Origin of the sequence: Nocardia sp. NPDC056952 (assembly GCF_042674185.1) — a bacterium.
Classification (GTDB): domain Bacteria; phylum Actinomycetota; class Actinomycetes; order Mycobacteriales; family Mycobacteriaceae; genus Nocardia.
Genome location: NZ_JBHURA010000009.1, coordinates 172561 through 194368, shown reverse-complemented (window position 1 = coordinate 194368; position 21808 = coordinate 172561). Strand labels below are relative to the sequence as shown.

The following is a 21808-nucleotide window of genomic DNA, read 5'->3' as shown; positions in this document are numbered from 1 at the left end:
TTCAGGGAATCCCGGTGCGCCGGGAACAACTACTAGGGAGTGATCGAGATGACCGAGAATGTGACCTGGCTTACCCAGGAGTCGCACGACAGGCTCAAGGGCGAGTTGGACTCGCTCATTGCCAATCGTCCGGTCATTGCCGCCGAGATCAACGAGCGCCGCGAAGAGGGCGACCTCAAGGAGAACGGTGGCTACCACGCCGCGCGTGAAGAGCAGGGTCAGCAGGAGGCGCGTATCCGCCAGCTGCAGGAACTGCTGAACAACGCCAAGGTCGGCGTCGCCCCCACCAAATCCGGTGTGGCGCTGCCGGGCTCGGTCGTCACCGTCTACTACGACGGCGACGAGGGCGATACCGAGACCTTCCTGATCGCGACCCGCGAAGAGGGACTCGGCGCCACCGGCCTCGAGGCCTACTCGCCGAACTCGCCGCTGGGCGGGGCGCTGATCGACGCCAAGGTGGGCGAGACCCGCGAGTACACACTCCCCAACGGCAACACCATGAAGGTGACGCTGGTCAGCGCGGAGCCGTACCACAGCTGATCTCGCTGAACCCGTACGTTCAGAACCCGAACGCAAGCGGCCGCATCCGGATACCGGATGCGGCCGCTTCGTCATGTGTGTCGGGTCCCGCTCAGCTCAGCGCCTGTTCGACATCGGCGAGGAGATCGCTGATGTCTTCGATGCCGACCGAGAGCCGGACCAGGTCGGCGGGGACTTCCAGCGCCGAACCCTCGGTGCTGGCGTGGGTCATGGCACCGGGGTGTTCGATGAGCGATTCGACACCGCCCAGCGATTCGGCCAGCGTGAAGATCTCGGTCCGCGAGCAGAACTTCAGCGCCGCTTCCCGGCCACCGGCCAGGCGCACCGAGATCATGCCGCCGCTGCGGCGCATCTGCTTCTGCGCGATCTCGTAGCCGGGGTGCGTGGGCAGACCGGGGTAGATGACCTGCGAGATGGCCGGATGGTTGGTCAGGAACTCCGCGATCACCTCGGCGTTGTCGCAGTGCTTCTCCATGCGCACGGCCAGGGTCTTGATGCCGCGCATCGTGAGGAAGGCGTCGAACGGGCCGGGGACCGCGCCCGCGCCGTTCTGCAGGAACGCGAAGTCCTTGTCGAGGTCGGCGCTGTTGGTGATCAGCGCGCCGCCGACGACGTCGGAGTGTCCGCCGAGGTACTTGGTAGTCGAGTGCAGCACCACGTCGGCGCCGAGCAGCAGCGGCTGCTGCAGGTACGGCGTGGCGAACGTGTTGTCCACCACCAGCTTCGCGTCGGCCTCGTGGGCGATATCGGCCAGCGCGGGGATGTCGCCGATGCTCAGCAGCGGGTTGGTCGGCGTCTCGATCCACACCAGCTTGGTGTTGGGGCGGATGGCCGCGCGCACCGCGTCGAGGTCGGCGATGTGGGCGGGCGAGTGCTCGATGCCCCACTGGCTGAAGACCTTGTCGATGAGCCGGAAGGTGCCGCCGTAGGCGTCGTCGGGGATCACGATGTGATCGCCGGGGCGCAGCATGGCGCGCAGCGCACAGTCGGTGGCCGCCATGCCCGAGGCGAAGGCACGCCCGTAGCTGCCCGATTCGAGGGCCGCGAGGTTGGCTTCCAGCGCCGTGCGGGTGGGGTTGCCGGTGCGCGCGTACTCGTAGCCACCGCGCATGCCGCCGACGCCGTCCTGGGCGAAGGTGGAGCTCGCGTAGATGGGCACGTTGACCGCACCGGTCTGAGGATCGGGTTCGTATCCGGCGTGCACGGCCCTGGTGGAGAATCCCAGCTCACTCATCACCTCAGACTAGTTGGCCTGCTCCGGGTGCGATCGCGGGGGTATCGGGCTGGTCGAAGTGTCGGTTTCGGGGCTGGTACTGCGGTTAAGCTCACGCCATGGTCACTGTCGAAGAGTTGTTCGCCATCGATCCGTTGCTGTCGTCGGAGGAGCGCGAAATCCGCGACACAGTGGCGCGATTCGGGGAACGCAGGCTGCGACCGCACCTGGCCGACTGGTTCGAGGAGGGCACGTTCCCGGTCCGCGAGATCGCACCGGAACTGGGCAAGCTCGGGCTGCTCGGCATGCACCTCGACGGCTACGGCTGCGCGGGCGCGTCGGCCACCGCGTACGGCCTCGCGTGCATGGAACTCGAAGCCATCGACTCCGGCGTGCGCAGCATGGTGTCGGTGCAGGGCTCGCTGGCGATGGCGGCCATTCATTTCTTCGGTTCCGAAGAGCAGAAGCAGCAGTATCTGCCCGCGATGGCGGCCGGTGAGGTGATCGGGTGCTTCGGGCTCACCGAACCCGATTTCGGGTCCAACCCCGGCGGCATGCGCACGCGGGCGCGCCACGACGGTGACGACTGGGTCCTGAACGGGTCGAAGATGTGGATCACCAACGGGTCGGTGGCCGACGTCGCCGTCGTCTGGGCGTATGCGGAGGAGCCCGGCGCGGACAAGCCGCGGGTGCGCGGCTTCCTGGTGCCCGCTGGCACACCGGGTTTCACCACCCGTGAGATCCATCGCAAGCTGTCGCTGCGCGCATCGATCACCGCCGCACTGGATTTCGACGACGTGCGCCTGCCCGCCGATGCCGTGCTGCCCGAATCACGGGGGCTCAGTTCGCCGCTGGCGTGCTTGAGCGAGGCGCGATTCGGCATCATCTTCGGTGCGCTCGGCGCAGCGCGCGACTGCCTGAGCTCCGCGATCGATTACGCCCGCACCCGCGAGGTGTTCGACAAGCCGCTCGCGGGCTATCAGCTCACCCAGGCCAAACTGGCCGATATGGCGCTCGAACTCGGCAAGGGACAGTTGCTCGCCCTGCACCTGGGCCGATTGAAGGATCGGCACGAGATCACCGGCGAGCAGATCAGCGCGGGCAAGCTGAACAGCACGCGCGAGGCCATCGCGATTGCTCGCGAATGCCGGACCATCCTGGGCGCCAACGGGATCACCCTCGACTACCCGGTGCTCCGGCACGCCAACAACCTGGAGTCCGTGCTGACCTACGAGGGCACCGCCGAGGTGCACCAGCTGGTCATCGGCAAGGCGCTCACCGACGCCAACGCGTTCCGGTAGCTCAGGGTCGGGCCGACAGGCTCGGCCTCGGCGCGGGCCTGATCATGCCGCCGGCGAAAGCCGCGGCGAGCATCACGATCACCACGGTGAGCACCGTCAGCGCGATCGGCACGGTGATCGCTGTGGGAATGCCGAGCACGGTCAGCCCGGCCACACTGCCGCAACCCCAGAAGATCGCGGCGGCGAGACGACCGAGCAACGGCGCGTAGGGTGAGCGGCGCCAGGCGCAGGAAATCCTCGACTGCGCCGAATACCCTGCGCTAGCAGCGATTACCGTGCTCATGCCGAACAGGTGAACGGCCGGGTCGGTGACCTGCACTGCGGATCCCTTCGCTCGCCGAGCTGGTTTGCCGAAAGTTGTCTCGGAACGGTTATACCCATTCAGAGTCCATCGGACGCCCGGTTCACGCAAGTCCGCGATCTCGATCACATCTCGCCGGCTACGCCCTCGTCGCCGAGGTCGGCGCGGGCAGTTCCAGATTCTCGCGGTAGGTCGCGCCCAGATAATCGGTGTCGAGCAGCTTCCGGCGACGCAGCTCGGGCAGCAGACCGTTGACGACGAAATCGTGGGTGCGCTCGTCGGTGAATCCGCCGAGGGAGATCACGTCGAGCACATTCGCCCGATAGCGCTCCTCGATCGCGTCGGCCAGCTGTTCGGGCGTGCCCGCCGCCGCCCAGTGGCCGGTGTCCTTGGCGGCGATGACGAGTTCCCGCAGCGTCGCGCCGGAGGCGGCGAGCTTGGCGAATATCTCGACCCGCCCACGGCGCCGGTGCACCGAATCCAGTTGCGGCAGCAGCGTTTCCGGAATGGGTTTGTCCAGCGGCAGCTCGGACAGGTCGATGCCGCCACCCAGCATGTCGGCCAGTTGCCGGCGCCCCGCCTCGAAATCGGTGGCTTCCGCGGCCTCGCGAACCAATCTGCGGGCTTCTTCCTCCGTCGCTCCGTAGGTGGCGTGGAAGGAACTGAAGATGAGCGGAAGCCCGTCCGGCCTGCCCAACTCGGTGGCGCGGGTGCGGATCTTCTTCGTATAGGTGATCGCGTCCTCGAGCGTCGAGAGCGAGGTGAACACCACCTCCGCGAATCGTGCGCCGAGTTCGACGCCGCCCGCGGATTGACCGGCCTGGAACTGCACCGGCCTGCCTTGGGGCAGCGGCGGGATGTTCAGCGGGCCGCGGACGGAGAAATGCTGTCCGGCGAAGTCGATCGGCCGCACGAGCGTTTCGTCCAGGATCGCGCCCCCGCGCCGTCCGGCCGCAGCGCGCCCGGTCGCCAGCTGTCGAACAGCGCGTTGACCACCTCGATGGATTCCGTGGCGCGCGCGTAGCGCTGCTCCGGGCTCGGTAGATCGCGGTCGCCGTAGTTCTCCTCGCCCAGCGACGAGGTCACCGCGTTCCAGGCCGCGCGGCCATTGCTGATGTGGTCGAGCGTGCCGAAGAGCCGGGCCAGGTTATAGGGATGATGGAAGGTCGTGGACACGGTGGCGATCAGGCCGACATCGGTGGTCACCGCGCCGAGGGCGGCGAGCTGGATCAGTGGTTCCTGCGCGCCGATCGCCCCCTGGGCGCCGAAACCGAGCAGGTCCGCCGCGAAGATCGCACCGATCTTGTTCTGCTGTGCGATCCGCGCGATCCGGATACCTTCCTCGAGCGTGGAACGGGTCGGGTCCAGTGCCGCGGCGTACACATCGCGCGATCCGCTGACCCCGGTGACGGTCTTCAATTTCCGACGTTCGCTGCCCATGCTCGACAGTCCAGCAGGGTACTGGGCGAGCGACCATGGTTGCGCTCAACCGAATTCGATCGACCGCGGAAATGTTGCGCCCTATTCGCCTGGTCACGCTATTGATCTTGAATCGATCCAATTTCATCAGCGACGGAGAGATTGCTACCATATTGCAATGTTTGCGCCAGGTCCCGCGTTGCTCGAACTCTCGGCGCAACGACAATTACAGCAGTTGAACACCGAGTTCGGAGCACCCGCGGCTGCCGTCGCCGCGGTGGTACCCAGACTGTCCGCCCAGCTCGACCAGCATGCCGCCGCGGTGCGCGACATTCTCGATCTCGGCGTCGACGATTCGGCCCGGGTGCCGCTCATCATTCTGCTCGCCGGTTATGTCCGCGGACTGCTCGACCATTTCGCCGAGCGGGCCGACGGGTTCTTCGCGGGTGCGCCGGACAACTGGCACGACGCCGACTGGCTGCAGTTACGCCTGGCCGCGGTGTGCGCGTACGCCGCCGACTGATACCCCACCGACGACATCGGCGCACCGCCACCCGAAGGTGACGGTGCGCCGATGGCCGTTGATTACCGCACGTGATTACCGCACGGTTTCGCCGCCCCAGCCCGGCTCTCCTCCGGGGTAGGGCGCGCCGGGCGTGACCCGCGCCTGCTCGGCCGCACTCGGCGCCACCTGCTCGCCCTGCCGCAGGGCGTCCTCACGGCCACGCTGGTAGGCCTGGGCATGCCCCTTCATCGCGGGCATCTCCGATTCCAGGTTGCCGAGCCAATTGCTCCAGCGCTGTTCCATGGGCCTGACCAGGCCGCCACCGACGCCGACCACCAGGATGCCGCCGATGGTGGCGAGCACGGCGATCAGGACCGGGGTGGTCACCGAGGTCGCCACACCGATCTGGTTCAGCGCGGCGATGATGCCGATACCCCAGATGAACACCGCCGCGATCCGGCCGAGCATGTGCCCATAGGACAGCCCACCGAGCGCGTTGGAGACGAGATCGCTCACCGCGTGAGCGATCGCCGCGGCGATCACCACGATGACGATCGCGACCACAGCCTTGGGCAGCCACGCCACGATGCTGGTGAGCAGCGCACTGACCGGGTTCGGCCCGAACACCGCGAAACCGATCTGCAACGCGATCAACAGAATCGCGTAATAGGCGATCTTGGCGATGATGTCGGAGGCGTCATATTTACTGCGGGACATCATTTTCCGCAGTTCGCCACGTTCGACGAGCTTGTCGAATCCGACACGTTCCAGCACCGCGTTCACGATCTTGGCGACCACCTTCGCGATGATCCAGCCGACGAGAAGAATGGCGACGAATGCCACCGCTTTGGGGACGAACTGCGCGACCGAACTCCATGCGTCGGTCAAGCCCTGCTGGAAATCTATCGCAATGACGGAGGTATCCACGGCCTATCCTTTCGCTCATTCCGATCAGTGCGGCTGAATTGCCGATGCACCTGTTTTTGCTGTTTACCCAGGTAATTCTCATCGAATCCGCACAGTTGCGATAAATTTGCTCACGGCCGGTCAGAGCCACTGTGACCCACGGATCTCGGTGGGGGCTCGCGCTCGGCATGCCGGCGGCCGCACAGTTGCGCCGGACAGGGAGGCCACCGCGGCGGTGCTGGTCGGCGTGCCGATCGGCGCCGGTCCGAAATTCGGTTGCCCGGTTCTCGACCGCTTCCTAGAGTCGGTCGCATGTCGTGCCACTACTTCATTCGTCTCCGCTACAACCGGGCTCTGGCCCGCTAGCGGACGCGGATAACTTCATCGGCGTCCACCGGCGCGCCCAGGGCCCTTCGAGACTCATTCGACTCGAAGACCCGAAGGGGCAACTGCCGTGGCGCAGGATTTCGCACATCGAAACTACTCACACACTCAGCGCAAGGTCACCGGCAAGAGTGGCGGTCGGACCGCCCGTGACCACGCGAGAAGAACACTGTCCCAGAACTTTCTGGTGGATCGTGCCGCCGTCGACTCGATAGTGGCGGTGGCCGATCCGGCGGGAACAGTTCTCGAGCCCGGTGCGGGCGAAGGCGTTCTCACGCACGCACTGGCTCGCCGGGGCGCTCAGGTCACCGCGTACGAGATCGATCCACTGCTCGCGGCCAAGCTCTCGGCACGAACCCGGTCCGAGGACGGAATCCGCGTCGTCCGTGGCGATTTCACCAAGGCCAGGGCTCCCCGTGAGCCGTTCGCCGTGGTGGGCAACATCCCGTTCTCCGTGACCGCCGAGATCGTCGACTGGTGTCTGACCGCACCGGCCCTGACCTCGGCGACACTGCTCACCCAGCGCGAATACGCCCGCAAACGCACCGGCGACTACGGCCGCTGGAGCCTACTGACCGCGACGACCTGGCCGTGGTTTTGCTGGGAACTCCACGGGCAGGTACCTCGCCACAGCTTTCGCCCGGTCCCGTCGGTCGATTCGGCGATCTTGCGGATCACCAGGAGACCGGAACCACTTGTGCGACAACAGGATTCCTACACCGAGCTGGTGCGAACCGGCTACTCCGGTATCGGTGGCACGGTGCGCGCTTCGCTGCGTACCCGCTACCGAGGCGTCGACGAAGCGCTGACCGCCGCCGGCATCGACCACAACGCTGTCGTCGCCTATGTCCACCCGGACCAGTGGGTGGATCTGCACTCGATGCTCACCTGCTGACGGGAGTCGGTGCTGCCTTCACTGGTGCGGGCAGCACCGCTTTCCGCACGCCGCGCTGTCAGGGGATGACGACCGGTCCGGTGAGCGGTGACGGGTCGTCGGCCCAGCGGTGGCCGATCTCGCGGGGGGTGATGTGCTCGTCGGTCCATGCGATCAGCAGCTGTGCGACCTTGTCGTGCATGGTGGTGCGGAGCCGGTCGAAGGAGGTGTCCGGGGCGTCGTCCACTTCGCCGAGCAGTAACCACCACGCCCAGGCCACCGCACCGGCGTTGGCGACGAAATCGGGCAGTACCGGGACGCCGCGGGCGGCGAGCATCGCTTCGGCTTCCGGGGTGGTGGCGGCGTTCGCGGCTTCGACGACGACGCGGGCCCGGATGTCGTAGGAGTTGTCCGGCGTGATCGCATACGAGATCGCCGCGGGCACAAGGATATCGACGTCGGTGGACATCACGGCGCCGCGCGGCATCTCCTCGATGCCCGCGGGCAGGCGGGACCGGTCGATCTCGCCGTAGCCGTCGCGCAGTTCCAGCAGCGCCGGAATGTCGAGACCCTCGGCGCAGTACAGGGTGCCCGCGGCATCGGCCACCGCGGTGATCTTCATCCCGGCCTCGTGCAGGTAGTACGCCGCCGCCCCGCCCATGGTGCCCACGCCTTGGATCGCGGCCGTCGTGTCGGCAGGCGCCTGCCCCCACTGCACCGCCGCGGCCAGACAGGCGTGCGCGACACCGAAACCACCGATGACGTCACCGAGCAGGAAGCCGCCGTCGACCGCGGCGTTGAGCCCGCTGCGGACCCGCGCCAGCGTCGCCGCCGGGTCGGCGGAGCGCCGGATCGCGGCGTGGAAGCTCTGGTCGAGGTCGAGCTTGTCGAAGACCGTGTCGATCAGGTGCTGCGGAACCCCCAGGTCCTCGGCGGTCACCCAGTGCGTGTCTAGCCACGGGCGCATCGCCTCACAGAACCGCTCCAGCACGTCCACCGCACGCGGATCCTTCGGATCGAAGTCGATCCCGCCCTTGGCGCCGCCGATCGGGAGGTCGAAGGTGGCGGTCTTGTTCGCCATGCCGCGTGCCAGATCCTCGACCTCACGCAGCGTGCAACCGGCGCGCATCCGGGTGCCGCCGGTGGCCAGGCCGCCGCGCAGGGTGTGGACGACAAGGTAGCCGACCGCGTCGGTGAGCGAATCCGTCCAGTGCAGACGCAGGTACGGCTCGCAACGACGGTTCGCGGGAGTGATGGCCGGGTCCGCCGATGTGCCCGCAACGCCGTGCGTCACCTGCGGCGTACCTGTGGCCGGGTCCAGCATCGTCATGGTGCCCACCTCCTCATTCGTCGTGATCGCCCGTGGCGGACCTCGTCGTCCCCGGTAGCACCAAGCCTGCGCGGCCCCTGGCCGCGCGTCTATTTACGGTTCGTTCACGGCACCCTTCACGGTTCCTGCACAGTGCATACGCTCGGTGCTATGGACCTGTCTCTGGCCCGCTTGCGAATGCTGCGCGAACTACACCGCCGCGGCACCATCACGGCCGCCGCGGCCGCTCTGCACTACACCGCGTCGGCGGTCTCCCAACAGCTCGCGCAGCTCGAACGCGACGCGGGCACCCGGCTGTTCGAACGACGAGGGCGCCGAGTGCAGCTCACCGACCTCGGGATCGTGCTGGCCGAGCACGCCGAAGAGATCCTGGCCGCGGTCGAGCGCGCGACTCAGGCGCTCGAGGAAGCGGGCGGATCGGTGACGGCGAAGATCACCGCCGGAGTGTGGGCGTCGGTGGCCTCCGGCCTGCTCCCCGACGCGCTCACCACCCTCGCCGCCTCACACCCGGGCATTCTGGTGCGCACCACCGAACTCGCGCCGGAGTCGACGGCGGCCGCGGTCCGTGACGGCACGCTGGACCTGTCGTTCGTGCTCGACTACTCGAACTATCCGATGACCTGGGACCGTGGCCTGGAGCGGGCGATCATCGGCGTCGAACGGATCCACGCCGCCGTCCCGGCCGGCGCGGTGCCCGCCGCAGGCGTGACCCTGGCCGAGTTGTCCGAGCATCCGTGGATCATCGCGCCCGCCCGATCGCACTTCGGGCACGCGGCGCGGCTGGCGTTCCAGTCCGCCGGGCTGCGGCCGCGCATCGACCACGAGCTGGAAGAGCAGGCGACCTCGATGGCGATGGTCGCGGCCGGACTCGGTGTGACGCTGGTGTCGGATCTGGGTCTGGCGTTGCGCCCACCCGGGGTGGACATCGTCGCGCTCGGCGACGCCCTCACCCGCACGGTGTCGCTGGCCTACCGCACCAACTCGGCGGGCCGGGCAGCGCTGCTGCTGGTGGTGGACGCGATCCGGACCGCCGCGGCGAAGAAGGGACTCGCCCCCGATATCCGCACCGCACCCACCGTGCGCCGGACCTCAGATGCTGCCGGTGCTCAGGAAACCGAGTAGATCGTGGCGGGTGATGACGCCGACGGGCTTACCGTCTTCGACGACCATCAGCGCGTCGGAATCCGACAGTGCCTTGGTGGCGGTCGAGAGGGGCTCGCCCGAGCCGATCAGCGGGAACGACGGGCTCATGTGCTGGGCAACGGAGTCGGTGAGATTGGCGCGGCCTTCGAAAACCGCCGAGAGCAGGTCGCGTTCGGTGACGCTGCCCGCGACCTCGCCGGCCATGACCGGCGGCTCGGCGCCGACGACGGGCATCTGGGAGACGCCGTATTCGCGCAGGATCTCGATGGCGTCGCGCAGGGTTTCCGACGGGTGGGTGTGCACCAGGTCGGGCAGGGCGCCGGACTTGCCGCGCAGCACGTCGCCGACCAGCGGTTCCGGGCCGGCTTCCAGCGGAGTCTGGAGGAAGCCGTAGGAGCTCATCCACTTGTCGTTGAAGATCTTCGACAGGTAGCCGCGGCCACCGTCGGGCAGCAGCACGACCACCACGGCGTCGGGATCACGGCGGGCGACCTCGATCGCGGCGACCACGGCCATGCCGCAGGAACCACCGACCAGCAGACCTTCCTCACGAGCCAGGCGCCGGGTCATCTCGAAGGAGTCCGCGTCGGAGACGGCGATGATCTCGTCGGGGATCGACGCGTCGTAGGCAGTGGGCCAGAAGTCCTCGCCGACACCTTCGACCAGGTAGGGGCGGCCGGTGCCGCCGGAGTACACCGAGCCCTCTGGATCGGCGCCGATGATCTTGACCTTGCCGCCGGACACTTCCTTGAGATAGCGGCCGGTGCCCGAGATGGTGCCGCCGGTGCCGACGCCCGCGACGAAGTGGGTGACCTTGCCTTCGGTGTCGGCCCAGATCTCGGGACCGGTGGTCTCGTAGTGGCTGTCGGGGCCGCCCGGGTTCGAGTACTGGTTGGGCTTCCAGGCGCCCTCGATCTCCCTGACCAGGCGATCGGAAACGTTGTAATAGCTGTCGGGGTGCTCCGGCGGCACGGCGGTCGGGCAGACCACGACCTCGGCGCCGTAGGCACGCAACACGTTGCGCTTGTCCTCGCTGACCTTGTCCGGGCACACGAACACGCACTTGTACCCGCGCTGCTGGGCGACCAGCGCCAGGCCGACACCGGTATTCCCCGAGGTCGGCTCGACGATGGTGCCGCCCGGTTTCAGCAGTCCGTCCTGCTCGGCGGCGTCGATCATCTTGACCGCGATCCGGTCCTTGGAGCTGCCGCCCGGGTTCAGGTATTCGACCTTCGCGGCCACCAGGCCCGCGTTGGGGCCGACCACCGAGTTCAGCCGAACAAGGGGGGTGTTGCCGATGAGATCGACGACATGATCCGCGATGCGCATGGTGCCGAGGGTAGCCGAGCACTTGCGCCCGACGCCGAGCGGAGGGGCGCCCACCAGGCCGCAAGTGGCCGACATCTCCGTTCATCGCGATCTCCGTCGTAGAATTTTCGAATGTGAGCGCACCTCGAATCAGCTGGCGAACGGCGGCCGTGACCGGAGCGACTACGGTGCTCGCCGGATCGAGCGCCGGAACTGTCTCCTGGGCGACGTATCGATTGCTGATGACGCAGGCGGGTGCGGCGCGCGCGGTGATCGGCCGCGATACCTCCAAGCCGCCCGAGGCCGATGGCGTGTACGCGCCGGGCGCGAGCCTGCCGGAACCGTGGCGTAAGACGACGCCGGTCGACCTGCACCTGATGATCTTCGGCGACTCCACCGCGGCCGGGCTCGGCTGCCTCGGCGCCGCCGATGTGCCGGGGGTGCGGTTGGCCCGCGGGCTGGCCGAGGCCACCGGCCTGCGTATCCGGTTGAGCACCAAGGCCATCTCCGGCGCCACCTCGAAGGGCTTGGCCGGACAGGTCGACGCGATGTTCGTCGCGGGGCCGCCGCCGGACGCGGCGGTGATCCTGGTCGGCGCCAACGACATCACCAAGAAGCACTCCATCCGGGCCTCGGCGCGCAGGCTGGCCGCCGCGGTGTCGCGGCTGCGCGAGGCCGACGCGCTGGTGGTGGTCGGCACCTGCCCGAACCTGGGCACCGTCACCGCGATCCAGCAACCGCTGCGCACGATCGTCGCGAACTGGAGTGTGCGGCTGGCCAAGGCGCAGACGGTCGCGACCACCATCGCGGGCGGCATCGCGGTGCCGATGGGCTCGCCGCTGGTCGCCTCGGAGTTCCGCGCCGCGCCCGAAATCCTCTTCGCCACCGACGGATTCCACCCGTCCGCGGCAGGCTACGAACTGGCCGCCGCGCAGCTGCTTCCCGTGCTGATCGCCCAGGTGCGCGACCGCCCTGCTCTTCCCGTCGCGCAGCTGGAGACGTAGATTCGAGAATGACCGGCATGTAAACAGCCGTTCACGTCGAACAACGCGAAAAGGAGTCCTCATGCCCGAGGCCGTCATCGTCAGCACCGCCCGTTCCCCCATCGGCCGTGCCGTCAAGGGGTCACTGGCGGGAATGCGCCCGGACGACCTGACCACGCAGATGATTCGTGCCGCGCTGGCCAAGGTGCCTTCGCTCGACCCGACGCAGATCGACGACATCATCCTCGGCACCGGCTCTCCCGCCGGTGAGGGCGGCTTCGGCATGGGCCGCATCCTCGCCATCCAGCTCGGCCTCGACGTCGTCCCCGGCACCACCGTGCAGCGCTACTGTGCGTCGTCGGTGCAGACCACCCGGATGGCCTTCCACGCCATCAAGGCAGGCGAGGGTGACGTGTTCATCTCCGCCGGCGTGGAGACCGTCTCGCGCTACGCCCGTGGCTCCGCCGACAGCTCCCCCGACACCAAGAACCCCGAGTTCGCCGAGGCCGAGGCCCGCACCGCCGAGACCGCCCAGGGCGGCAAGGGCGCATGGCACGACCCGCGTGAAGACGGCCTGCTCCCCGACGCCTACATCGCGATGGGCCAGACCGCCGAGAACGTCGCGTCGCTGACCGGCATCTCGCGCGAGGACCAGGACCACTGGGGCGTGCGCTCGCAGAACCGCGCCGAAGAGGCCATCAAGGCCGGTTTCTTCGAGCGGGAGATCACCCCGGTGACCCTGCCCGACGGCTCGATCGTGAGCAAGGACGACGGCCCGCGCGCCGGCGTCACCTACGAGGCGGTCAGCCAGCTCAAGCCGGTGTTCCGTCCCGACGGCACCGTCACCGCCGGTAACTGCTGCGCGCTCAACGACGGCGCCGCGGCGCTGGTGATCATGAGCAACACCAAGGCCAAGGAGCTGGGCCTGACCCCGCTGGCCCGCATCGTCTCCACCGGTGTCTCCGGCCTGTCGCCCGAGATCATGGGCCTCGGCCCGGTCGAGGCCGTCAAGCGCGCGCTGGCGATCGCGGGCAAGTCGGTCTCCGACATCGACCTGTTCGAGATCAACGAGGCCTTCGCCGTGCAGGTGCTCGGTTCGGCACGTGAGCTGAAGATCGACGAGGACAAGCTCAATGTCTCCGGCGGCGCGATCGCGCTGGGCCACCCGTTCGGCATGACCGGTGCCCGCATCACCACCACCCTGCTGAACAACCTGCAGACCTACGACAAGCAGTTCGGCGTGGAGACCATGTGCGTCGGCGGCGGCCAAGGCATGGCGCTGGTCATCGAGCGTCTCAGCTGAGACAGCAGACCCAAAAAAAAGCGGCCCACCTCATTGAGGTGGGCCGCTTTCGTGTCGTCGATCAGTCGCGCTGGAAGTAGCTCAGCAGGCGCAGGATCTCGACGTAGAGCCAGACCAGGGTGATGGTGAGGCCGAGGGCGACACCCCAGGCGGCCTTCTCGGGGGCCTGGGCGCGGATCAGCTGGTCGGCGGCGTCGAAGTCGAGCAGGAAGCTGAACGCGGCGATGGCGATGCAGACCAGGCTGAACACGATCGCCAGGGCGCCACCGTCGCGCAGGCCGAAGCCGCCGTCGGTGAAGAAACTCGCGATCAGGTTGCCGACCATCAGCACCAGCACGCCGACCATCGCACCGATCAGCATGCGGGTGAAGCGGGGGGTCACGCGGATGGCGCCGGTCTTGTAGACGACGAGCATGCCGAAGAACACGCCGAACGTGCCGAGCACCGCCTGGCCGATCAGGGCGCTACCGCCCACACCGCCGAATTCGGTATCGGTGAACATCAGCGACAGCGCGCCGAGGAACAGGCCCTCGAAGGCCGCGTAGGACAGCACGATGGCCGGGTTGTCCATCTTGCGGCCGAAGGTCGCGATCAGCACGAGCACCAGGCCGACGATGGCGCCGCCGATGACGAACAGTGGCGCCAGCGACGGGTTCGCGCTGGACAGCGCGAAGGAGATGATCGCCGAGACGGTCAGCACCGCGAGGGTGATGCCGGTCTTGGTGACCACGTCGTCGATGGTCATCGCGCGGGTGGCAGGGGCCTGCTGGAATTGCTGGCCGTACTGCTGCCCGTATTCGCCGTACTGCTGGTTGCCCAGCTGGCCCGCGCCGGCTACGCCCGAACCGAAGTTCGCGTAACCGCCGACACCCTCCTGGCGGGGAAGGTTCTTGAACACCGGATTCGATGAGGTACGCACCGTGCGCCTTTCTTGGAGTTACGAGTCGCTGTACAAGCTCCAACTGCCCTGTTCAACGCGCCACGATCGGACAAAGTTCCCAGCGATCCGGTCCAGGACCACACCGCCCGCCCGATCGGACAAATCGGACTCTACCGCTTTCGGGTCGCCCTATCGTTGTACGTCGCGCAGACCACGAACGGACCGCGTGACGGTGAACTTCTGGTTCCGGCCGATCACATCGGTGCGCCCGACCATCCGCTCCACCACGCCGCGATAGTTCAGGTGCGAGTTGTATACCGTCCACAGTTCTCCGCCGGGCCGCAGCACGCGGCCGGTCTCCACGAACATCTTGATGGCCGAACCGGTGTGCACGGCCGCGCCGACATGGAAGGGCGGATTGCACAGCACCAGGTCGGCGCTGTTGTCGGCCGCCGAGGACATGGCGTCGTCGCGGACCACCGTCACCCGATCGCCGACGCCGTTGGCCTCGGCGGTGGCCCTCGCCGAGGCGACGGCGGCGGCGGACTGATCGGTGCCGACCACCCGGATGTGCGGGCGCGACTTGGCCAGCGCGACCGCGAGAATGCCGGTGCCACAGCCGAGATCGACGGCATCGCGCGCGTCGGGCTTCATCCGGTCCATGTGCTCGAGCAGGAAGCGGGTGCCGATGTCGAGGCGCGAGCCCGAGAAGGCCGCACCGAACGCGACGACATCGCCGTCGATCTCGATGACGTGCTCGCGCACCGGGAACCGGGGTTCGCCCACCGGCAGTGGTTCGCCGACCACGAGCACGCGCGACTTCTGCCGACCCCGACCCGCGCGGACCTGCGCGAAGAATTCGGCGAGTATCTCGTTCATGGCCGGAGTGAGGTACTTGTCGCGACCGCCCGCGAACACCACCACATCGTCGGCGGCGTAGCGGGCGATGGCCTCGGCGATCTCGGCGACACCCGACAGCATCCGCGGCAACCGCATCACGACCACGCGCGCCCCGGACAGCAGGTCGGCGTCGAGGGCGTGGGCGGTGTAGCGATCGGTGAGACCGAGGGTCTTGGCATTGGCCGCCAGCGCCGATTCGCCGGTGATCAGGTCCTGGTGCACGCGAATACCGGCGAGTCCGTGCTGCGCGGCGATCCCGAGGGTGAGCGCGCCGTAGGCGTCGCCGATCACCGCAACCTCACCGCTACCCGCGGCTGCGAGGGCATCGGCGGCTGTGTCGAGGATCAGTCGGTCGGCGGCGTCGACGGCATAGAGGTTCGGCGCCTCCACATCCGGATACCGGCGTAGTCGGTCGAATACGTCCTCAACACTGTCCACCCGGCAAGTGTGCTAGATCGTTGCCCCACCGTCACATCCGGCCCCGGTATCGACCGACGAGGTAGCTCCGGACGGGTCGTCGTGGGATGTATTTCACTGAGCACTAACAGGTTCCATCGATTCGCGACGGCCTGGCAGATCGCTCCGGATTCGCCGGCCTCACGAATTTCGTTGTTTCCCAATGCTTCGCCGAAGGCCACCACCCGGCCCGCGCCGGAACCGATCACCGCAGGTCGCGCTAACCGCGGAACTGGTACGCGTTCACCGAAAATCCCGGCCCCGACCTGCGCGCATCAACAGCAACAGCTCCTATTTCGAAGTAATCAGCAAACTTTCGGTAGCCCGAACACGCCCCGTGTTACTTCGCCCACCACGCCGCTGTCCCTGCGTAGCATCAGCCTCATGCGCAACGCCCTCGTGTTCGTGCTGATCGCCGCGGCCGCGGTGTCGGTATCCGGCTGCGGCACCGACGACGCACCGGCCGCCGCGCCGCCGACAACAAGCACCACCAGTACGTTCGCCGATGCCACCGGCGAAGTGCCGGCCGACGCGAGCCCGAAGTCCGGCGCGGCCTCCCCGGGCGCGGCACTGACCGTCACCGATATCCGGATCGGCAGGCAGCCCGGCTTCGACCGCGTGGTCTACGAGCTCGGCGGCACGGGGTCCCCCGGCTGGCAGGTGGCCTACACCGACAGCGCGGTGCAGGACGGCAGCGGCAAGACCGTCGACGTGGCAGGACGCGCGATTCTCGAGGTGCGCATTCTCGGCTCGGCGTATCCGTTCGACTCGACCGTCCCCCCGTTCGCCGGGCCCGATCCGGTGACCGATCCGGGCGCGCCGACCATCACCGGTGTCTACAAGAAGCTGGTCTACGAGGGCGTCACCCAGTCGTTCATCGGCCTCGACGCCGACCAGCCACCGTTCTCCGTCACCGCTCTCGCCGATCCCCCGCGCCTGGTCGTCGACATCGCCACCCCGTGATTCCTACCCCTACCGGGTATCACGCCGGCGATCGCTAGACTGGTCGGCGTGATGGACCAGCAGCCCGCGCGCGCACCCGGCATTGCCAGGGCGCTCGCCGTGCTGATGCTGCTCGCCGGGATCGTCGCCATGCACTCAGCGGTCTTCGGCACCGCGCACGCGAGCGACAGTGCGCACGGCCCGCAGGCTCCGGTCGCCACCGACCACTCGGATCCGCGTCCGGCGGCGGCTCCGACCGGCGAGCACGCCGGGGTCCTCGCGATCGACCACTCCGCGCAGGACATCGCGGTTCTCGCCGGAGCACCGTCGACGGACTCGACGGTGCTCATCGCCGCCCCCGCCGACCCGCACACAGGCTGCGGCGCGGCGGGCTGTGATGAGCACGCCGCCGTCCACGCCTGCGTTTTCGTCCTGGCCGCACTCGCCATCGCACTGACCCTGGTCCTGCTCTACCGCCTCGGCGACACCTCTGAAGCCGCTCGGCAACCGTCGAGGGCATGGCGCGGCCGACGCGAACGCCCACCACCATGGACCGTCCTCACCCTGTCCCAACTGGCGATTCTGCGGATCTGACAGGCACGGCACCCACGTGCCCTGCCAGTTTCGACACCTCACCCGAATCCCCAGGAGGATCACCATGTCCATCAGCCGTACCCACGTCCTCATCGCCGCTGCCGCCACCGTCTTGTTCGCGGCGGGTTGTAGCGACGACAGCACCACCACGCACACCACCCAGCACTCCACCACCACCACCGCGACCAGCGCGGCCGCGAGTACCGACTTCAACGATGCCGACGTCACCTTCTTGCAGATGATGTACCCGCATCACGCGCAGGCCGTCGAGATGGCGAAGATGGTGCCGAGCCACACCCAGAACCAGCAGCTCATCGCACTGGCCGCCCAGGTGGAGAAGGCACAGGCGCCGGAGATGCAGCAGATCACCGATCTGCTCGCCGGTTTCGGCAAGCCCGCGCCGAGCGCGACCGAAGGGCACGGCGGGCACGATATGCCCGGCATGATGACCGACGCGCAGATGAGCAGTCTGCAGGCCGCGAACGGCGCCGATTTCGACCGGCAGTGGCTGGAGATGATGATCGAGCACCACGAGGGCGCGGTCGGGATGGCCCAGACCGAGCTGAACGCCGGCGTGAATCCGCAAACACGCCAGCTCGCGACGGCGATCGTGGCCGATCAAGAGGCTGAGATCGCCACCATGCGCGGCATGCTCGGACAGAACTGACCGGGTGCGGCGCCGGGCCCGACACCCCGGCGCCGCGTCTCGGTTCGTCATCGAAATCGTCACCGCGACCTGACGTCACCCGGAAGTTGCCAGTACGGTCGATATGTTCGGCTCCGGCCCAACCGGTGCCTGCAATCTCGAGGCAGGAGAGAGAAATGCGAGTACTGGAACGGCTGGGGCTCGGAACCGCGTTCGCGGCCACCGCGACCGGAGTGATCTTCCTCGGCGCCTGCTCCCAGCAGGTGCCGGGCACCGCCGAGGTGAACCAGAGCGAGCTCGCCTCGTACACCTCCGAGGTGGCGGCGTCCTCCGCGGCGGCGTCGTCGTCGAAAGCGGCGAAGATCGAGGCGGCCAACGACACAGCGTGCGACGGCCTGCGCTCGGCCAACAAGACCTCGGTGACCTCGTTCAACGCCTACATCGCGGCGTCCAACGATCAGGCACCCGATGCCGACGCCAAGGCCACGGACGCGGTCACCACCCTGCGCAACAGCGCCAAGGACCTCGACCGCAAGATCACCGCCGATGTGATCACCGATCTGTCCGTGCCGCTGCGCGCCTACATCGAGAAGACCAATACCCTCGCCGACACCCTCGAACGCCGGGCGCCCACCGACGAACTCAACGGCGTGATCGATATTTTCAACACGTCCAAGGACGAAGCGATCGCGGTGTGCACGCCGTACGGCAGCTGAGTTCCCTCGTAACAAGAACGCGATCGTTCACGATTCCCCTCCGGACACACCATCTGGAGGGTTGCGTGCAGGGCTATCTGAAATACGTTGTGGCAGCGACGATTACCGCGATGACCCTGATTTCGGGGGCATGGCTCCCGAGTCCGGCGACGGCCGACCCGGTCACCGCGAAGCAGTGTGAGGTCACCACCGGCCGCACCCCGCAGTCCGCGACACCGGCCGAAGCCGCGCTCGACCCCGCCGTGCTGGCCGCCGCCATGGCGCGGGCCACCGACGTGACCCGCTTCAACATCCAGCTGTACCGCAACAACTGCCTGATCGCGACGGGCCCGCGCAACGCCGAATCCGGTGGGGTGGCGTGGAATCTGTGGAGCGGGACCAAGAGTGTCGTGGCACTCGTCGCCGGGGCCGCCGTCGACGAGGGGCTGCTGCGGATCGACGAGCCGATCGGCCGCTATCTGCCGCCGGGTCTCGGCGACGCCGCGCACCGGGAGATCACCGTGCGCAATCTGCTCACCGAGTCCTCCGGCATGGAAGTCGCCGTGGCGGCGGAGGGCGCGACAGGGCTGGCGCAACTCGATCCCAATGTCGTCGCCCAGGCACTCGCGATGCCGATCGAACGCCCGCAGGGCACGATGTTCCGCTACAGCCAGCGCGCGGTGGACCTGCTGGTCTACGTGGTGCAGCAGGCGGTCGGCGAGGATTTCCAGACCTTCGCGCAGCGAAAGCTGTTCGACCCGTTGGGCATCGCCCGCAGCGACTACTACTGGGCCCGTGACCGTGCCGGAAATACCTACGGCCACGCGCATTTGATCCTGCCGCCGGACGACTTCGCGAAACTCGGCCTGCTCGTGGGCAATCGGGGCCGCTGGAACGACCGGCAGGTGATCTCCGAGGACTACATGCGCGCGGCCGTGTCACCGTCGCCGAGCATGCCCTGCTACGGCTTCCTGTTCGTGATCAACGGCGCACCGTGCCGGCTCGAGTTCCCCGGACTGCCCGACGACGCCGTGAAGATGTCGGGCATGCTGCGCAACGACAGCTTCATCGTGCCCAGCCTCGGCCTGGTGCTGAATTGGACCGGTGTCGCGACGGTGGGCAGTTCGACCACCTACACCCACGACGTGATGCGCACGCTCGTCTCCGCGTTCCGCGACCAGCAGATCCCCGATCCCGGCGAGTATCGGGAACGTCCCGATGTGAGCGTGACCGATCCGATGATCGCCCGGCCCGATGCCTTCTTCGGCACGCTCGGCGTCGGCCCGTACGCCTACCCCGGTTGCAACTTCCTCGACTGCCTCGGCGAAACTCCGAAGGCCCCGTTCGCGGATTCGCCACCGGGATGCGTCATCCTGGGATGCGTCGGCACCGACCCGCGCACACCGGGAATCCGCTGATCCGGGTGTAGATCTCTGGGCACCTCGGCGCCGGTCGCGTATTCTCGTTTCCACCGGATAGGACCAGTAGGGACCGGTCGGCCTACCAGGAAAAAGGAGCCACTGGCGATGCCCGCACCGCTGCGCGACAGCGCAGTGCCCAAACACGAACAGCTGCGCGCGATCCTGCTGCAGAAGTGCACGCGCGAGCTGCAGCCGGGCGACCTGCTGACCAGCGAGCGCAATCTGATGCAGGACTACGGCGTCAGCCGGATCACCGTGCGCGAGGCGGTCGGTCAGCTGGTGAACGAGGGATATCTGGTCCGGGTTCGCGGCAAGGGGACTTTCGTCGCGCACCGGCCCGTGCAGTCGCGGCTGCACCTGGCCTCGTTCACCGAGGAGATGCGCGCGCTCGGCCACCATCCGACCACCCTGGTGCTCGTCGCCGAGGAGGCGATAGCGCCCGAGGCCACCGCCCGCGCGCTGCGTCTGCCGCAGGGCGTGCTCGCCTATCACGTGCGCCGATTGCGCCTGGCCGACGACGATCCGGTCAGTGTCGACGACGCCTGGTTCAACCCCGAACTGGTGCCCGGCCTGATCTCGCACGACCTCACCGGCTCGATCTACCGGACCACGGCAGACCGCTACGGCAGACCGATCGAACGCGCCGTGCAGACGGTCGACGCCCAAGCCGCCGAAGCCGGTATCGCGGCGCTGCTCGGTGTCAAGAAGGGCGCTCCCGTACTGCATTTCGACCGGGTGTCGTTCAGCGCGGAGGTGCCGATCGAGCACACCCAGAGCTGGTACCGCGCCGACCGCTACCGCGTTCAGATGGAAGTGGGCCAGCGGCCACAGGCGTAGCGGACCACGCCGATCTGGTGTGAAATCAGCGTATTTCAGTTACCGTCTGGGAGCTATCACAGCGAAGCTCTCGGAGGTATCACCCATGTCCATCCGTCAAACCACCGCCGCCAGGGCAGGCCTGCTGGCCGCGCTCGCCGCGGGAACCCTGCTCGGCGCCGCCGGCACCGCCAACGCGGTCGGCAGCGCCGACTGGGATCTGCTCCCCTCCGGTTCGGTCGTGATCGGCCCGCCCACCGGCAGCTCGATGGGCTCGGTCGACGTCGGTAGCGGCACCGGCTCGTTCGACGCCGACCTCGGCTCCAGCGCCCCGCCGCCGCCTTCGACGGGCTCGGCCGCGCTGCCGATCTTCGGACGCTGACCCGTCCCCGCGCCGCCGTGGCCGACTGATCGGTCACGGCGGCCGGTGCCCCGGTCGCTTGGGGCACAGCCTGTTTCGAATCGGGAAAACCGGGCATGCGGCTATTGTGGGTGCCCGCCGGCATTCCACAGTCCCGACACCGAACAAGGTGAGATCTGATGATTATTCTCGGCGCAATTCTTCTCATAGCTGGACTCGTTTTCGGCATCCCCCTCCTCACCACGGTGGGAGTCATCCTCCTCGTGGTCGGCTTGGTCCTGGCATTGGTCGGTAGCACCGGGCGTGTTATCGGCGGCCGTCGGCACTACTACTGACCATGCGCAGAATCCGTCGAACCAGAGGACCAGTCATGGCAGGCAGTAGTTCACGCATCATTTCGATCGTTGTGCTGGTGTGGTTACTGATCGGAATCCTGGCCGCGGGCCAACGCGGCTACTACACCGAACGCGATCAGAACTGCGCGACCCTCGGCACCATCGCGGTGACGATCATCGCGGGCCCCTTGAACTATGTGGGCGCCAATCCGAAGGTCGATAACTGCGACCTACCTCAGCCGAGCTGATGGA

At 67.7% G+C, this 21808-nt stretch carries 23 protein-coding genes and 1 pseudogene; 16 read left to right on the top strand and 8 right to left on the bottom strand.

What is annotated here, in order from left to right:
- Positions 1–48 precede the first annotated feature (48 nt).
- Complete coding sequence (greA, locus tag ACFTS5_RS27140; protein WP_056813695.1) at positions 49–540, top strand: transcription elongation factor GreA; 492 nt, start codon at positions 49–51, stop codon at positions 538–540.
- Positions 541–631: 91 nt separating this feature from the next.
- Here greA and ACFTS5_RS27135 read toward each other — a convergent pair whose 3' ends face one another.
- On the bottom strand, positions 632–1774 hold the full coding sequence (locus ACFTS5_RS27135) for a cystathionine gamma-synthase (protein ID WP_378636236.1): 1143 nt from the start codon (positions 1772–1774) through the stop codon (positions 632–634).
- A 98-nt stretch (positions 1775–1872) separates the two neighbouring features.
- Between ACFTS5_RS27135 and ACFTS5_RS27130 the strand changes: the two genes are divergently transcribed.
- Positions 1873–3054, top strand: coding sequence for an acyl-CoA dehydrogenase family protein (locus ACFTS5_RS27130; protein WP_378636234.1), 1182 nt, complete (start codon positions 1873–1875; stop codon positions 3052–3054).
- Between the two features lies 1 nt (position 3055).
- Here the strand turns inward: ACFTS5_RS27130 and ACFTS5_RS27125 are convergent, their stop codons facing one another.
- Both ACFTS5_RS27125 and ACFTS5_RS27120 read right to left on the bottom strand, forming a co-directional pair.
- Complete coding sequence (locus ACFTS5_RS27125) at positions 3056–3337, bottom strand: hypothetical protein (RefSeq protein ID WP_378636231.1); 282 nt, start codon at positions 3335–3337, stop codon at positions 3056–3058.
- Between the two features lie 157 nt (positions 3338–3494).
- A pseudogene (locus tag ACFTS5_RS27120) lies at positions 3495–4795 on the bottom strand (NtaA/DmoA family FMN-dependent monooxygenase).
- A 157-nt stretch (positions 4796–4952) separates the two neighbouring features.
- Here ACFTS5_RS27120 and ACFTS5_RS27115 point away from each other — a divergent pair.
- Positions 4953–5297, top strand: a complete 345-nt coding sequence (locus ACFTS5_RS27115) for a DUF6401 family natural product biosynthesis protein (RefSeq protein ID WP_378636229.1) — start codon at positions 4953–4955, stop codon at positions 5295–5297.
- Positions 5298–5372: 75 nt separating this feature from the next.
- On the opposite strand, the gene ACFTS5_RS27110 is transcribed toward ACFTS5_RS27115, so the two are convergent.
- On the bottom strand, positions 5373–6206 hold the full coding sequence (locus tag ACFTS5_RS27110; RefSeq protein WP_378636226.1) for a hypothetical protein: 834 nt from the start codon (positions 6204–6206) through the stop codon (positions 5373–5375).
- A gap of 433 nt (positions 6207–6639) precedes the next feature.
- On the opposite strand from ACFTS5_RS27110, the gene erm reads away from it, so the two are divergent.
- Positions 6640–7464 carry an ErmE/ErmH/ErmO/ErmR family 23S rRNA (adenine(2058)-N(6))-methyltransferase gene (erm, locus tag ACFTS5_RS27105; RefSeq protein ID WP_378636224.1) on the top strand — a complete coding sequence of 275 codons (825 nt, stop codon included), beginning with the start codon at positions 6640–6642 and terminating at the stop codon, positions 7462–7464.
- A gap of 58 nt (positions 7465–7522) precedes the next feature.
- Here erm and ACFTS5_RS27100 read toward each other — a convergent pair whose 3' ends face one another.
- Positions 7523–8773: a Glu/Leu/Phe/Val dehydrogenase dimerization domain-containing protein gene (locus tag ACFTS5_RS27100; protein WP_378636221.1), complete on the bottom strand. Its 1251-nt coding sequence runs from the start codon at positions 8771–8773 to the stop codon at positions 7523–7525.
- A 150-nt stretch (positions 8774–8923) separates the two neighbouring features.
- On the opposite strand from ACFTS5_RS27100, the gene ACFTS5_RS27095 reads away from it, so the two are divergent.
- The gene (locus tag ACFTS5_RS27095; RefSeq protein WP_378636219.1) at positions 8924–9895 is read left to right on the top strand and encodes a LysR substrate-binding domain-containing protein; all 972 of its coding nucleotides are present in this window, start codon (positions 8924–8926) and stop codon (positions 9893–9895) included.
- Here ACFTS5_RS27095 and ACFTS5_RS27090 read toward each other — a convergent pair.
- Positions 9863–11245: a cystathionine beta-synthase gene (locus tag ACFTS5_RS27090; RefSeq protein WP_378636216.1), complete on the bottom strand. Its 1383-nt coding sequence runs from the start codon at positions 11243–11245 to the stop codon at positions 9863–9865. The genes ACFTS5_RS27095 and ACFTS5_RS27090 overlap by 33 nt on opposite strands.
- Positions 11246–11358: 113 nt before the next feature.
- On the opposite strand from ACFTS5_RS27090, the gene ACFTS5_RS27085 reads away from it, so the two are divergent.
- Complete coding sequence (locus ACFTS5_RS27085; protein WP_378636213.1) at positions 11359–12228, top strand: SGNH/GDSL hydrolase family protein; 870 nt, start codon at positions 11359–11361, stop codon at positions 12226–12228.
- A 61-nt stretch (positions 12229–12289) separates the two neighbouring features.
- Complete coding sequence (locus ACFTS5_RS27080) at positions 12290–13510, top strand: acetyl-CoA C-acetyltransferase (RefSeq protein ID WP_378636210.1); 1221 nt, start codon at positions 12290–12292, stop codon at positions 13508–13510.
- Positions 13511–13571: 61 nt separating this feature from the next.
- Here ACFTS5_RS27080 and ACFTS5_RS27075 read toward each other — a convergent pair whose 3' ends face one another.
- Both ACFTS5_RS27075 and ACFTS5_RS27070 read right to left on the bottom strand, forming a co-directional pair.
- A complete protein-coding gene (locus tag ACFTS5_RS27075) occupies positions 13572–14429 on the bottom strand; it encodes a Bax inhibitor-1/YccA family protein (protein ID WP_378636207.1) in 858 nt (285 codons plus the stop codon).
- A gap of 150 nt (positions 14430–14579) precedes the next feature.
- Complete coding sequence (locus ACFTS5_RS27070; RefSeq protein ID WP_378636204.1) at positions 14580–15728, bottom strand: class I SAM-dependent methyltransferase; 1149 nt, start codon at positions 15726–15728, stop codon at positions 14580–14582.
- Between the two features lie 402 nt (positions 15729–16130).
- Here ACFTS5_RS27070 and ACFTS5_RS27065 point away from each other — a divergent pair, with 402 nt between their 5' ends.
- The 9 genes from ACFTS5_RS27065 (at position 16131) to ACFTS5_RS27025 (ending at position 21804) form a co-directional block, all read left to right on the top strand.
- On the top strand, positions 16131–16709 hold the full coding sequence (locus ACFTS5_RS27065) for a hypothetical protein (protein ID WP_378636201.1): 579 nt from the start codon (positions 16131–16133) through the stop codon (positions 16707–16709).
- Positions 16710–16757: 48 nt separating this feature from the next.
- Positions 16758–17282, top strand: coding sequence for a hypothetical protein (locus ACFTS5_RS27060; protein WP_378636198.1), 525 nt, complete (start codon positions 16758–16760; stop codon positions 17280–17282).
- A gap of 64 nt (positions 17283–17346) precedes the next feature.
- On the top strand, positions 17347–17949 hold the full coding sequence (locus tag ACFTS5_RS27055) for a DUF305 domain-containing protein (protein WP_378636195.1): 603 nt from the start codon (positions 17347–17349) through the stop codon (positions 17947–17949).
- 155 nt (positions 17950–18104) lie between these two features.
- Positions 18105–18644: a hypothetical protein gene (locus tag ACFTS5_RS27050; RefSeq protein ID WP_378636192.1), complete on the top strand. Its 540-nt coding sequence runs from the start codon at positions 18105–18107 to the stop codon at positions 18642–18644.
- A gap of 110 nt (positions 18645–18754) precedes the next feature.
- Positions 18755–20041: a serine hydrolase domain-containing protein gene (locus ACFTS5_RS27045; RefSeq protein ID WP_378636189.1), complete on the top strand. Its 1287-nt coding sequence runs from the start codon at positions 18755–18757 to the stop codon at positions 20039–20041.
- A 108-nt stretch (positions 20042–20149) separates the two neighbouring features.
- Complete coding sequence (locus tag ACFTS5_RS27040) at positions 20150–20881, top strand: GntR family transcriptional regulator (RefSeq protein ID WP_378636186.1); 732 nt, start codon at positions 20150–20152, stop codon at positions 20879–20881.
- Between the two features lie 85 nt (positions 20882–20966).
- Positions 20967–21242: a hypothetical protein gene (locus ACFTS5_RS27035; protein ID WP_378636183.1), complete on the top strand. Its 276-nt coding sequence runs from the start codon at positions 20967–20969 to the stop codon at positions 21240–21242.
- Between the two features lie 158 nt (positions 21243–21400).
- The gene (locus ACFTS5_RS27030; protein ID WP_378636181.1) at positions 21401–21556 is read left to right on the top strand and encodes a DUF6131 family protein; all 156 of its coding nucleotides are present in this window, start codon (positions 21401–21403) and stop codon (positions 21554–21556) included.
- Between the two features lie 35 nt (positions 21557–21591).
- Complete coding sequence (locus tag ACFTS5_RS27025) at positions 21592–21804, top strand: hypothetical protein (RefSeq protein ID WP_378636178.1); 213 nt, start codon at positions 21592–21594, stop codon at positions 21802–21804.
- The last annotated feature ends 4 nt before the right edge of the window (positions 21805–21808 follow it).

Excerpts from the sequence above, each read along its gene's own strand:
- ACFTS5_RS27095 (WP_378636219.1), top strand. The coding sequence starts at position 8,924 with ATGGACCTGTCTCTGGCCCGCTTGCGAATGCTGCGCGAACTACACCGC.
- ACFTS5_RS27045 (WP_378636189.1), top strand. The coding sequence starts at position 18,755 with ATGACCCTGATTTCGGGGGCATGGCTCCCGAGTCCGGCGACGGCCGAC.
- ACFTS5_RS27115 (WP_378636229.1), top strand. The coding sequence starts at position 4,953 with ATGTTTGCGCCAGGTCCCGCGTTGCTCGAACTCTCGGCGCAACGACAA.
- ACFTS5_RS27055 (WP_378636195.1), top strand. The coding sequence starts at position 17,347 with ATGTCCATCAGCCGTACCCACGTCCTCATCGCCGCTGCCGCCACCGTC.
- ACFTS5_RS27080 (WP_378636210.1), top strand. The coding sequence starts at position 12,290 with ATGCCCGAGGCCGTCATCGTCAGCACCGCCCGTTCCCCCATCGGCCGT.
- ACFTS5_RS27090 (WP_378636216.1), bottom strand. The coding sequence starts at position 11,245 with ATGCGCATCGCGGATCATGTCGTCGATCTCATCGGCAACACCCCCCTT.
- ACFTS5_RS27025 (WP_378636178.1), top strand. The coding sequence starts at position 21,592 with ATGGCAGGCAGTAGTTCACGCATCATTTCGATCGTTGTGCTGGTGTGG.
- greA (WP_056813695.1), top strand. The coding sequence starts at position 49 with ATGACCGAGAATGTGACCTGGCTTACCCAGGAGTCGCACGACAGGCTC.
- ACFTS5_RS27125 (WP_378636231.1), bottom strand. The coding sequence starts at position 3,337 with ATGAGCACGGTAATCGCTGCTAGCGCAGGGTATTCGGCGCAGTCGAGG.
- ACFTS5_RS27135 (WP_378636236.1), bottom strand. The coding sequence starts at position 1,774 with ATGAGTGAGCTGGGATTCTCCACCAGGGCCGTGCACGCCGGATACGAA.
- ACFTS5_RS27030 (WP_378636181.1), top strand. The coding sequence starts at position 21,401 with ATGATTATTCTCGGCGCAATTCTTCTCATAGCTGGACTCGTTTTCGGC.
- ACFTS5_RS27040 (WP_378636186.1), top strand. The coding sequence starts at position 20,150 with ATGCCCGCACCGCTGCGCGACAGCGCAGTGCCCAAACACGAACAGCTG.
- ACFTS5_RS27100 (WP_378636221.1), bottom strand. The coding sequence starts at position 8,773 with ATGACGATGCTGGACCCGGCCACAGGTACGCCGCAGGTGACGCACGGC.
- ACFTS5_RS27130 (WP_378636234.1), top strand. The coding sequence starts at position 1,873 with ATGGTCACTGTCGAAGAGTTGTTCGCCATCGATCCGTTGCTGTCGTCG.
- ACFTS5_RS27035 (WP_378636183.1), top strand. The coding sequence starts at position 20,967 with ATGTCCATCCGTCAAACCACCGCCGCCAGGGCAGGCCTGCTGGCCGCG.
- ACFTS5_RS27050 (WP_378636192.1), top strand. The coding sequence starts at position 18,105 with ATGCGAGTACTGGAACGGCTGGGGCTCGGAACCGCGTTCGCGGCCACC.
- ACFTS5_RS27065 (WP_378636201.1), top strand. The coding sequence starts at position 16,131 with ATGCGCAACGCCCTCGTGTTCGTGCTGATCGCCGCGGCCGCGGTGTCG.